Source organism: Acinetobacter sp. 197, from assembly GCF_048148385.1.
GTDB lineage: Bacteria > Pseudomonadota > Gammaproteobacteria > Pseudomonadales > Moraxellaceae > Acinetobacter > Acinetobacter pecorum.
The window spans coordinates 122,979-134,638 of record NZ_JAYWZK010000006.1 but is presented as its reverse complement, the minus strand read 5'-3'; the positions used below and the strand labels follow the sequence as shown (position 1 = coordinate 134,638).

The 11,660-nt window shown below is 44.1% G+C and carries 11 protein-coding genes and 1 pseudogene; 5 read left to right on the top strand and 7 right to left on the bottom strand.

What is annotated here, in order from left to right:
• Window positions 1–19: 19 nt before the first annotated feature.
• Window positions 20–228, top strand: a pseudogene (locus tag VXQ11_RS07920) (hypothetical protein).
• Between the two features lie 38 nt (window positions 229–266).
• Here the strand turns inward: VXQ11_RS07920 and VXQ11_RS07915 are convergent.
• Together VXQ11_RS07915 and VXQ11_RS07910 are read right to left on the bottom strand one after the other, a co-directional pair.
• Window positions 267–713 carry a universal stress protein gene (locus VXQ11_RS07915; protein WP_064096546.1) on the bottom strand — a complete coding sequence of 149 codons (447 nt, stop codon included), beginning with the start codon at window positions 711–713 and terminating at the stop codon, window positions 267–269.
• Between the two features lie 146 nt (window positions 714–859).
• Window positions 860–1,303 (bottom strand): universal stress protein, encoded by a 444-nt coding sequence (locus tag VXQ11_RS07910; RefSeq protein WP_064096545.1) that lies wholly within the window; start codon window positions 1,301–1,303, stop codon window positions 860–862.
• A 268-nt stretch (window positions 1,304–1,571) separates the two neighbouring features.
• Here VXQ11_RS07910 and VXQ11_RS07905 point away from each other — a divergent pair, with 268 nt between their 5' ends.
• Both VXQ11_RS07905 and VXQ11_RS07900 read left to right on the top strand, forming a co-directional pair.
• A complete protein-coding gene (locus VXQ11_RS07905) occupies window positions 1,572–2,558 on the top strand; it encodes an alpha/beta hydrolase (protein WP_416705786.1) in 987 nt (328 codons plus the stop codon).
• Window positions 2,559–2,646: 88 nt separating this feature from the next.
• Window positions 2,647–2,991 (top strand): SMR family transporter, encoded by a 345-nt coding sequence (locus VXQ11_RS07900; protein ID WP_004645439.1) that lies wholly within the window; start codon window positions 2,647–2,649, stop codon window positions 2,989–2,991.
• A gap of 39 nt (window positions 2,992–3,030) precedes the next feature.
• On the opposite strand, the gene VXQ11_RS07895 is transcribed toward VXQ11_RS07900, so the two are convergent.
• The 4 genes from VXQ11_RS07895 to VXQ11_RS07880 form a co-directional block, all read right to left on the bottom strand.
• Window positions 3,031–4,206, bottom strand: coding sequence for a benzoate/H(+) symporter BenE family transporter (locus VXQ11_RS07895; RefSeq protein WP_416705802.1), 1,176 nt, complete (start codon window positions 4,204–4,206; stop codon window positions 3,031–3,033).
• A 108-nt stretch (window positions 4,207–4,314) separates the two neighbouring features.
• Window positions 4,315–4,974: a leucine efflux protein LeuE gene (gene leuE / locus VXQ11_RS07890; protein WP_064102707.1), complete on the bottom strand. Its 660-nt coding sequence runs from the start codon at window positions 4,972–4,974 to the stop codon at window positions 4,315–4,317.
• A gap of 75 nt (window positions 4,975–5,049) precedes the next feature.
• Window positions 5,050–6,027, bottom strand: coding sequence for a transaldolase (tal, locus tag VXQ11_RS07885; protein ID WP_064102706.1), 978 nt, complete (start codon window positions 6,025–6,027; stop codon window positions 5,050–5,052).
• A gap of 89 nt (window positions 6,028–6,116) precedes the next feature.
• Complete coding sequence (locus VXQ11_RS07880) at window positions 6,117–7,007, bottom strand: LysR family transcriptional regulator (protein ID WP_416680685.1); 891 nt, start codon at window positions 7,005–7,007, stop codon at window positions 6,117–6,119.
• 98 nt (window positions 7,008–7,105) lie between these two features.
• Between VXQ11_RS07880 and VXQ11_RS07875 the strand changes: the two genes are divergently transcribed.
• Together VXQ11_RS07875 and VXQ11_RS07870 are read left to right on the top strand one after the other, a co-directional pair.
• The gene (locus VXQ11_RS07875; RefSeq protein ID WP_064096540.1) at window positions 7,106–7,555 is read left to right on the top strand and encodes an AceI family chlorhexidine efflux PACE transporter; all 450 of its coding nucleotides are present in this window, start codon (window positions 7,106–7,108) and stop codon (window positions 7,553–7,555) included.
• A gap of 164 nt (window positions 7,556–7,719) precedes the next feature.
• Window positions 7,720–9,903 carry a hypothetical protein gene (locus VXQ11_RS07870; RefSeq protein ID WP_416705785.1) on the top strand — a complete coding sequence of 728 codons (2,184 nt, stop codon included), beginning with the start codon at window positions 7,720–7,722 and terminating at the stop codon, window positions 9,901–9,903.
• Window positions 9,904–9,956: 53 nt separating this feature from the next.
• Here the strand turns inward: VXQ11_RS07870 and VXQ11_RS07865 are convergent, their stop codons facing one another.
• Complete coding sequence (locus VXQ11_RS07865; RefSeq protein ID WP_416705784.1) at window positions 9,957–11,474, bottom strand: acetyl-CoA C-acetyltransferase; 1,518 nt, start codon at window positions 11,472–11,474, stop codon at window positions 9,957–9,959.
• Window positions 11,475–11,660 lie beyond the last annotated feature (186 nt).

The following is an 11,660-nucleotide window of genomic DNA, read 5'->3' as shown; positions in this document are numbered from 1 at the left end:
ACTAGAGGTTGTCCAAGATATGTTAGTGAAAATTGAAGATGGTTTTTATTTAAATAGCCAGCATATTATTGCCATACATGTCAGCAAGAATCCTGAAAATGGTTTATTTGAAATTTCTATTCAATATACGCCGCATTCTGTTCAGCAGGTCGGAGAATACAAAAAGTATTTCAAAGCCAACTTGATGCTGAAATTTTCTTAAATGAACTCAATCAAAAGCTCCGTTAAAAGCCTGCATGACGCAGGCTCTGCTTTGATCAGTACTATTATTGTCTGACGATGAGTACAGGTATTGGAGAAATTGCCAGAACATTCTGAGCTACGCTGCCGAGCATCAGTTTTTGCAGGCCCTTACGGCCATGTGAGCCCATGATGATGAGATCAGCTGATGATTCATCTGCAGCCTGCATAATGCCTTCTGAGGGTGGCATACCATGTACGACTTTTGTTGTAACCTCTATGCCATCACGAACAAAGTTCAATTTTAGCTCGTTTAAACGATCAAGAGCATTTTGTTCTGCATGCATAAAGTAGTCTGTGACTGCCGGAGCAACTTTGTAGAAATCTACGCCGGTGAAGGGGTCCACTGCAATCACACTGAGCAAAGTAACATGGCTATGAAAAACTTTGGCCAGCTCGAGGGCATGCTCTGCGGCAGCATATGAAATCGGGGATTCATCGACTGCTACGAGAATATGATCATAGTTATTCATGGTGCTTCCTCATATTTATTATGGTGCTAAGGGAAAATATGGCTTGAGCGAATCAATCGCTACAGGATGTCTTGTTTGAACTTCAAAAATAACTGAAAAGCTAAATGAATAAGTACTGCGCATCTTGAAGATGCGCAGTAACTGGATTATTTTTTCACGATCAATACCGGGATTTCACTTGCACCCAAAACATCCTGTGCAAAGCTGCCCAGAATCATTTTCTGGAAGCCTTTGCGGCCATGAGAACCCATGACAATCAGGTCCGCGTTTACTTCATTGGCGGTTTGCGCAATATGCTCTGCATTGACTAAACCTGTGACAATGCGGGAATCTGCTTCAATACCTTCAGCGGCTGCGATGGCAGTAGCTTCTTTCAATGCCTTTTTGGCATTAGCATGTGCCTCGACAAAATATTCTTTCATGATAGAAGAGCTGTAATAAAAATCAGCCTCGGTAAAAGGATCTTCTGCAATCAGGCTGATCAGAGAAAGCTGACTACCGAATGCCTTGGCAATTTTGGCAGCATGTCTTACTGCAGAAAAGGAAATTTCTGAACCGTCCACTGGGACTAAAATATGTTGATAGGTCATGGCTTTTCTCCGCAGGTTGTTTAATTTTTGCCTTGGTTTATTGATAGCATAGTGCTGTAACAGGTGCAATTGCAAAAAAGCGGTAAAATTGAAAAAACTCATTAAATTACAAATATTTTTAATGTAAAAGTAATGAAAAAAAACAGAGTAAAAAACTCGGGATAGCAGTTTTGATGATCAAAAAAAATTGGATGAATGGTCCTCGTTTACACAAGGATGGTTTAGACTACTTTAGCCTGTTTTTAGATCATATATAGAGGAGACAGTGTTGAGGTTTTTCGCTATTCATCTTTTGCTGATAAGTTCAGTCATCCTCTCCGGTTGCCAGACTGTACAGAACAGTAAAGTTATTGCCAGTGCTTTTAACCTGACCACGGGCTTGCAGCAAAAATTGATGGATCGTTATGCGCCTGGTGCTGTCATCGTGCAGCAAAATATTGTCTATGCGCCGCAGCAAAACTTGTCTCTGGATCTGTATCAGCCACAGAATATTGCCAGTATTGGCCCACGCCCCACTATTGTCTGGATTCATGGGGGAGGCTGGATTTCAGGTTCTAAAGAACATGCGCGGGGATATTTCAAGCTTCTGGCCGCTCAAGGTTATAATGTAGTCTCCGTACAATATCAGTTTGCGCCTAAAGCTACCTATCCTAGCCAGCTACACCAGATCAATCAGGCACTCAAATTTCTAGATACCTATGCAGACACCTACCATATTGATGCCCAGAACCTATATCTGGCCGGGGATTCTGCCGGAGCCAATCTCGCCAGTCATTATGCCGCACTTTTGACTAATCCCGCATTTGCCGAGCAATCTGGTATTCAGCCTTATCTGCAACCCGGGCAGCTTAAGGGGTTGATTCTGCATTGCGGGATTTATGATCTGGAAGCATTTGCCAGCACTGCACCTGAAGAAATGAAAATTGTGGAGTGGGGGGTATATAACCTGATTCAGGCTTATACGGGTGAGCGCAAGAATGATGCGACATTTTTAAAGCATATTTCTCCGATTCAGTATATTACGCCGTCTTATCCACCGGTGTTCATCAGTGGAGGCAATAAGGACTTTCTGACCGATACCCAGTCTTTGCCTTTTGTGAAAGCCTTAAAGGAGCAGCAGATTCCGGTGACTGCAGTGTTTTATCCGGAATCTAAAGCCTGGCTGATTCATGAATATCAGTTTTTTATGGGCAAGAAAGAAAGTCAGGAAACTTTTATCAAGACGCTGGATTTTTTACATCAGCTTTCCCCTTAAAGATGGGATTAAGCAGGATGAATTTCTTATGTTTAGTTTTAGTCAATAGCCCCGACAAATCATTAAAAAATAGTTTGGAGTTTAAGAGATGAATCCTGTCTCGTGGGCATATTTATTGTTGGCTTTGGCCATCATTGCAGAAGTAACTGGATCTACATTTCTGGTGAAGTCGGAAGGTTTTACCCGATTATGGCCTTCTCTAGCTGTGGTCATTTTATTCTGTATTGCGTTTTATTTACTCTCTCAGGTGATTAAAGTAATTCCTTTAGGCATTGCCTATGCGATCTGGGCGGGAGTAGGTATCGTTCTTACGGCAATTGTAGGATATGTCATATTTAAGCAGGCGCTGGATTTGCCAGCTTTTATCGGGATTGCACTGATCATTTCCGGTGTGGTGGTGATTAACCTGTTTTCCCAAACTGCAGGGCATTAAAAAGGCAGACAAAGTAGCTGCCTCATTTCTACAATAAGCTTATGCCATTTGCGGTTTAAGTTTAAATAGCAAATAAACCGTCAAACCAAGTAGCAGCCCCCAGAAAGCTGAACCGATTCCAAAAAACTGGATATTGGATGCACTAAACAGGAAGGTCATCAGTGCCGCTTCACGGTCGTGACTGTCCTGAAAAGCCAGCGCAATATTGTGGCCAATGGTGCCAAACAGGGCAATTCCTGCTAAGACGGTAATCAGAATCCCCGGAAAAGTCATCAGTACACTGGTCAAGGTCGCAGCAAAAAAACCCATCAAAATATAAAACAGGCCGCAGCTCATCCCTGCAATATAACGTTTGGCCGGATCAGGATGCGCTTGGGCATCCAGACTGACTGCCGCACTGATTGCGGCAAGGTTGACACTGAAACAGCCAAAGGGTGCCAACATTGCCTGGGTAATACCCGTCCAGCCTAAAATCGGATTGACCTTGGGTGGATAGCCATAACTTTTAATCACAGCCAAGCCGGGCAGGTATTGCGATGCCAGGTTAATCACCAATAAGGGTAAGGCCAAGCCTAAAAGGGCTTGTAGGCTAAATTCAGGCGTAGTCCAGACCGGCTGGGCAATACTCCAGTTCAGTGCAGGAATAGTGAAATCAATAAAGAAAGGGCATAGGAGGATAGCCATCAAGACAGTAATCACGATGCTATAGCGCATACTCAGTTTTTTGGAAACCAGATAAACTGCCAGTACACAAAGTACAAATGTCCAGGACTGTTGCAGACTGCCAAAGACCGAGATGCCAAATTTTAGTAGCACGCCTGCCAGCATGGCACTGGTCAAACTCTGTGGAATAAACTGGAAAATTCGCTCGAAAATTCCAAAAAATCCCAGACAGGCAATCAGGATACCTGAAATCAGAAAAGCGCCAATTGCTTCACCCAGACTATAGTGACCGGCAGAAGCAATGACCAGCGCCAGACCGGCAGTCGACCAGGCGGTTGAAATCGGATAGCGATATTTCCAGGAAAGCAGAAACCCGGAAACTCCAATACCTATACCCAGTGCCCATAACCAGGAACTGATTTGTGCAGCATTGGCACCCAGACTTTGCGCAGCTTCAATGACCAGTACGGCAGAAACACTGATACCAATCATGCAGGTAATAAAACCGGCCATGATGGCAGGAAAGGAGAGATCTTGTAAAAGTTTAGGCATCATCCATGACACTATTTCTAAATGCGTTTAAATCATACGCTTTTCATGTATCAAAACAATGCTTTTAACAAATTTAAGAAAGGCGAAAGGGGTTGAAAAACCTGGATTCTAGAATGTTGAGGTCGCCAGTTTAAGACCAAAACCACAAAATAGAATCCCGACCGCCGCGACACAGCTGGCAGTTACTTTATAATTCTGGTTGAAATAGGACGCCAGTTTAACCCCAGAAACAATCAGGATTGAAAGATAGGTCATGCTGATCAATTGCAGGATCACAGCCAGTATCGTGAATGTCAGGGCAGGGTAAGGATAGGCAGGATCGACAAATTGCACAAAAAAAGACAGGTAAAACAGAATTGCTTTGGGATTTAAGATGCTAATGGTAAGTGCGGTACGAAAGGGCTGAATCGATTCTACCGTATCTGAGGTCGTCTTTTTAATCTGTACACGTTGCGATGCCTTTGCCGGAAAGAAAGTCTGATAGGCTGCAATGAGCAGCTTGATACCGAGGTAACTGAGATAGATCGCTCCGATAATTTTCAGGGCGATAAACAGTACCGGAAAGGCATGTAGAAGCGAGGCCGCACCCAGTGCTGTACATGTAATCAGGATCAGGTCGCCTGTATATACCCCCAATGCGCCCTTATAACCTGTTTTAATGCCAAAACGGGAGGCAATCGACATGACATACAGAGAGTTCGGTCCGGGTAGTAACACAATCAACGTAGTTCCAATGATAAAGGTCGTTAGATCTGTGATACCAAACACGAAAAGCTCGCAAGAACAAAAAAGCCGATGCGGCATTATAGCAACATCGGCTTGGAGAAACTGGCTAAATTTTCTTTAAATTTCAGTGGTACTCAGGAAAGTTTCACGTAATAAAGCAGCCAGTTGTTCCCGTGCTTTAATGAAACCATCAATGCCGCCTTGCAATAATTCACTGGCCATCGGATCCTGTTTCAATTGTGCATCAAAATCGGCATGGCTGATTGGACTGAGTTCACCTTGAACTTGAATATCTTTGGCTGAGAGTTGCGCTTGCACTTCACGCTGATCATTTTCCAGTTCGGCCAGCAGGTTTGGTGCTACCGTGAGCAGGTCGCAGCCGCTCAAGCCTAAAACCTGGTCAATACTACGGAAGCTGGCCCCCATGATTTCAGTCTGAATACCGTGTGCCTTGTAGAATTCATAAATACGCTTGACCGAAAGTACACCCGGATCTTTTTCAATCGGGTAAGCTTCAACACCTTCAGCTTTTTTGTACCAGTCCAGAATACGGCCGACAAAAGGCGAGATTAAGGTTACTTTTGCATCCGCACAGGCATGGGCCTGGTGCTGGCCAAATAATAAAGTCAGGTTGGTATGAATACCTTCTTCTTCCAGCGCTTTTGCTGCCTGGATACCTTGCCAGGTAGAGGCAATCTTGATCAGGATGCGGTCTGAATCAATTCCATATTGTGCATAAAGTGCCAGCAGTTCTTTGGCTTTGGCAATCGTAGCTTCGGTATCAAAGGAGAGCGAAGCATCGACTTCTGTCGAAACACGGCCTTCAACCAGTTTTAAGATTTCAACCCCGAATTTGACCGTCAAAATATCAATGGTACGTTCGATCAGGGCATTATCCACATAACCTTCTTGCTGGGCCTGCTCAAAAGCAGCTTCAATTAAAGCCTGATTTTCAGGTTGTTTCGCTGCTGCAGTAATCAGCGATGGATTGGTCGTCGCATCCAGAGGGCGAAATTTTTCAATTGCACTTAAATCACTGCTATCTGCCACAATGGTCGTCAAGTTTTTTAATTGGTTTAACGCAGTTAATGTCATTACGATCTAGTTCTATGGTTATTGCTTATGCATTCTTATATATCATAAATAGCCGGTTAACCAAGTAGACTGTCGTTGAATTTCTGTGATTAATGCCCGATTTGACGTTGTTTGCGCAAGTGATCAATCAAAAAATGAGCAGCTGTGCCTAGTCGGGTTTCCCGGCTCCAGACCAGATCAACAAAATATGCAAACTTTGGCGTGAAATCGAGCAGGTTTAAAACCTGTAACTGATCTTGCAAATGTGGCTGCTCATTCAGCATCTCGAGTGGCAGAACCCCCCAGCCCAGTCCTTGCTGAATCATGCTGCAAGCCGAGTGATGGTTGTCGGTGCGCCAGTAATTTCTTGAAAAGAGCAGTTCTGGCTTGATGGTGCGATCGCGACTGGCCACCACAATCTGCCTGTTTTGCAAAATCTGTTCATAGCTGACTTGAGCAAACTGACTTAAGGGATGCTGTTTGGCGACTACAGCGACCAGCACCTCACGCTTTACTTCCACAAACTGTTCACGGGTTTCCAGTTGTTCGCGTTCAAACATCAGGGCCAGCTGTGCTGAACCTTCAAAGAGCATACGATGTGCATCTTCCTGAGGTGCACTAAAGACATTGATTTGCAGTGAGGGAAATTCCTGTTCCAGCAAGACGATATAATCGGTCCAGCGCGTATGCAGCAATTCTGATACCACCACGATATTCAGTTCAGATTCTTGGCCTGAACTTAAGGCTTGAGCGTGCTGTTTCCACTGGTTCATTTCTACCAGCAATTGCTGGGTTTTCTCATACAGTACCTGTGCCTGCGGGGTCGGTTTAGGTTCACGGCCTGAGCGCTGGAACAGCTCCAGATTCAGGTCAATTTCCAGATTGGCAATCGCCATACTGACTGCTGAAGGTACTTTCCCCAGTTGACGCGCAGCCGCAGAGAAAGAACCGGTTTCCATCACAGTTTTGAACATCAGCAGTTGTTCCTGATTAACATTCATAGCTCAACCTTTCATTTTTATTGATAGATTCTAACTCGAATAATCAGATTTAATGAAATATAATTTCTAAACTCTCTGATGAATTAAGCTGATTTGATATGTTAATTACCAAAAGAAGACTGATTCATGCCACCTTATATGAAGGTATTTTACTGGTCGTGATCGCTGTACTGCTAAGTACATTAATGCATATGCCCCTTGAGGTAACAGGCGTTCTCGGGATTGCTATGGCTGTGACTTCAGTACTCTGGAATATGCTGTTTAATCATTATTTTGAAAAGTTTGAAGCGAAACATCGCCTGAAAAGGACTATTAAAGTGCGGATTGCCCATGCAATTGGCTTCGAAGGCGGTTTGATGCTAGCGACTATTCCAATGGTGGCTTATGCCTTACACATGAGTCTGGGTCAAGCTTTTTTGCTGGACTTAGCTTTAACCCTTTGTATCCTCGTATATACCTTTATCTTCCAGTGGATTTATGATCATCTAGAAGCCAGGCTGGGGCTAGAGCCGGATTATCGGAAAATCTCATCATCACATAAGCCATAAAAAATACCACACAGTTCAGACTCCTTTAGGGAAAATGCCAAAGGTGAAATATTCAGCGATGAGGACTTGATCAGGTCCTCATTTTTTATGCTCGAACCCTACTGAAAATTAAGCTATAAGACTCTGATTTTTTATTTTAATTTTTAAAATTATTGGGGAATTTAATGTTGTTTAGGTATACGGTCTTGTCAGTATTCATTGGATTATTGGTCTCTGGATGTGGAGGCGGAGGAAGCGATAGCAGTACCTCACAGCCAACAGGACCAGATTCAGTGATAACACCAGGTACGGGAGAGCAGCTGAGCAAAATTGCAGAGTTTAAGGTTCTGGATATAGGTTCAGAATTAAGCGCAGGAAATTTTGGTCTGACCAGCTGGAATCCTACCGCCATGGTGGTAGAGGGCGATGTTCTTTATATTGCCAACAGCCAGGCAGAATCGAATATTTTACGTTATGACTTAAGAAAAAAACGTGCACTGAGCTCTATAGATCCTATGAAAATTTCGGGTCTGGCCAAAAAATGGGACAGTCTGAATGATCTGGAAATTCATGCAGGGCGTTTATATGTGGCCAACTATGGCTCAAACCGAATTGATATTCTAGATATTAGTGGTGAACAGCCGAGCTTCATTATGGCACTCGGCACAGGTGTATGGTGGGGCGATGCGCTTAATTATGCGCTGGTACATAGCAATGCAGTGACTGCCGATGATCGTTACGTTTATGTGCCTGATATTGAAGGCCGCATTAATGTGTGGCGTCAAAGTGATGTAACGGCGCAAAACCATTTAAAAGCGCAGAAATTTGCACGGCTCAGCTTGCCGGGCTGTGCACGCAACTGTAATGCACGCATGGAAGTCATAGGTGATTATCTGTATACCAGCCTGCCGGATGGTATGACCTATGTCCACGATATCAATCAGATTCAGGAAAATGAAAATAATATTGCGCCCATTTTAACAGAAACCAATTTGTCGGCAGTCATGCATCGCCATAACGATGGCTTGGTCTATGTGTCACGGAATGATGGCACTGTAGAAAGTTACAAGGAAAAATCCTTTAATCTTGACTCTATCTTACCCAATAAAAGTATAGATACCTTCCGAGATTGTATTTTAAAAGGGCAAAATCAGAGCAGTCGACTGGCCAAGGCCAGCGATCTTTATATTTATGGTCAGAATCTATTACACATGGCCAATCAGAAAATTTATATTCTGCCAATGCTGACCCTGCAACAGAATAAATCGAATCAACTCAGTCCACCTGTGATCTTGACCGAATCTCAGGCACGCGAGAGAAGCCGTGTTTTACAGGATGGTGAATCATGGGAAACCTTGACCAATAGCAGCCAGCGTCATGTCTATATGGACCAGATTTTATCGGCAACACTGAATGGCAATCGCCTGCAATTGCAAAGCTACAGTGCTGTGCCTGTACGTGATTTGCAGATTCGTGCCAAAATTAAAAACTCAGAAGACTGGGTAATTCTGGCTAAGCTGGATCAGTTGACGCCATTTTCGAAGGCAAATTTTGATCTCAAGTTGACCGATCAATCCCGTTTCCCGTTGCTTGATGGCACAGGCTCGATCCAGCTGGCAGGTCTGAGTCAGACCACGCAAAACCCAAGTAATATTTTTGATCTGAAAATTAGCTCTGAAACCGATGAGCACGTCAAAAAGCTGAACCAGATTAAAGCCAAATGGAAAATTTATTTCGGCACCTATGATGAACCGAAGAAATGGTGCCGTATTACGCCGGTCTATGCCCGGGAATGGGTCATGATGATGACCAACCTGGCCTATATGCTCAGTACTCCAGAATTTGAAACCTTATGGTTTAATCATAAATCTGTCATGGGACACGACTTTTTTGGCAATGATGGTCAGGTAGAAGGACCGAACGGTTTCTTTCAGCCAGAAGATTATGTCCGGATCTATGGAGAAATTCTTAACCGCAATGAAATTAATCTTGGCGTGACGAATATGGGTGGTGGTCTGGGAGGTGGAGCAGTATTAGGAGTAGATACCTGGTTATTCTATGGCCACTACAGATTATCTGGCTATCGTATTATTGCACATGAATTCGGACATCATTGGGGCGGGCATAACAGTGCATGGGCCATGTCGAATTATGGCTTTGAGCCAATGGTAGACTGGCTGAATTTCTATTTCCAGCGCCGTCCAGGCTCGATTCCTTATATGGATCCAAATGTGAATGCTTTCCATTTAACGCCGGGCAGCGCGCTTTGTCAGGGTGTAAACCAAGATATGGTGAAAGGTGTAGCATCGACTGCACCGTGGAACAAAGTGGATGAATATTTTAAAAATAATCCAATGCCAAATCGCTAAAACATAAAAAAGCCCCTCAAATGAGGGGCTTTTTAATTGGATCGGTCAACGGATTATTTTTCAATAATTGCCGTTACACCTTGACCACCTGCGGCACAGATCGACACCAGTACGCGGCCTGAACCTTTCTGGTTAATCAGTTTTGCTGCTGTGGCAATGATACGACCGCCAGTTGCTGCAAACGGGTGACCAGCAGCAAGTGAAGAGCCTTTTACGTTCAGTTTTGCACGGTCAATTGAACCCAGTGGAGCGTCTAAACCTAAACGCTCCTTACAGAATTTAGGATCTTCCCAAGCTTTTAAAGTACATAATACTTGAGATGCAAAAGCTTCATGAATTTCATAATAGTCGAAGTCTTGCAGTTTCAGACCCGCACGCTCAAGCATGCGTGGCACTGCATAAGCAGGTGCCATCAACAGGCCTTCTTTTTTCTCGACAAAGTCAACTGCAGCAGTTTCCTGGAAAGTCAGGTAAGCCAGCACTTCATGACCGTTTGCCTTCGCCCATTCTTCAGAAGCGAGCAGTACACAAGAAGCACCATCTGTTAGCGGCGTCGAGTTACCCGCCGTCATGGTACGTGCATCACCTTTACCAAAAGCAGGTTTAAGTTTTGCCAGCTTCTCAACTGAAGAGTCTGGGCGCAGGTTGTTATCACGCTCAAGGCCTAAGAATGGCGTGATCAGGTCATCAAAGAAACCTTCTTCATACGCTGCAGCCATTTTCTGGTGTGAAGATGCAGCAAGTTCATCCTGTGCTTCACGGGAAATTCCCCATTCCAGTGTGGTAATCGCTTGATGATCACCCATAGACAGACCTGTACGCGGTTCACCATTTTTTGGTGCATCCATCAGGTCTTTCACATTGATCTTGGTCAGTGCTTTTAGACGGTCTTTTGCAGTTTTCGCGATATTCAGCTCAAGCAGTGCTTTACGTAAACCATCACCAAAAGCAATTGGCGCATCGGAAGTTGTATCCACACCACCTGCAATGCCCACTTCGATTTGACCTAAGGCAATCTTGTTGGCAACCAGAAATGCCGCCTGCAAACCAGTACCACAGGCCTGCTGAATGTCATAAGCAGGCGTTTCAGCTGCAAGAGCAGTATTTAGTACACATTCACGGGTCATATTGAAATCACGGCTGTGTTTCAGAACTGCACCGGCAACAACTTCCCCTAAGCGTTGACCTTGCAGATTAAAACGCTCAACCAGACCGTTCAGGGCTGCTGTGAACATATCAGTATTGGATGCCGTAAAGTAAGCACCATTTGAACGTGCAAATGGAATGCGGTTACCACCGATGATCGCAACGCGGCGAACTGTATTTTGGCTCATGTTTGGTACCTGTTGAACAGAAGTTTGTGTTATAGATTTTGAATCTTGTTGGCTTGAAGTCATTTTTTGGGCACGTGTAGCCGTATTGCGTGTACGCGTGGTTTTAGCCGGACTTTTTTCTGCTGGATTCACTGTATCAGTATTTTTAGTGCTACGCTTAGCACGCGTTGATGGTTTTGACACAGTTTCTGTCGCAGGGTTCTCGACTGCTGGATTTTGTTGAGTTGTTTTGCTCATAAGGCTTGACCAGGCAAATAGATCATCTTCTTGGCGCTTACATTAGCACAGAAGAAGATAGGCTGTATTGACTACAATGACATTACAGACTGCGCTCAGGTCAAGTCATCTGCCTATTATCTCAAGTATGATTAGGCAGAATCTGGTGGATCTGTTGAAATATAAGTGTCTGGCATCATATTGAAG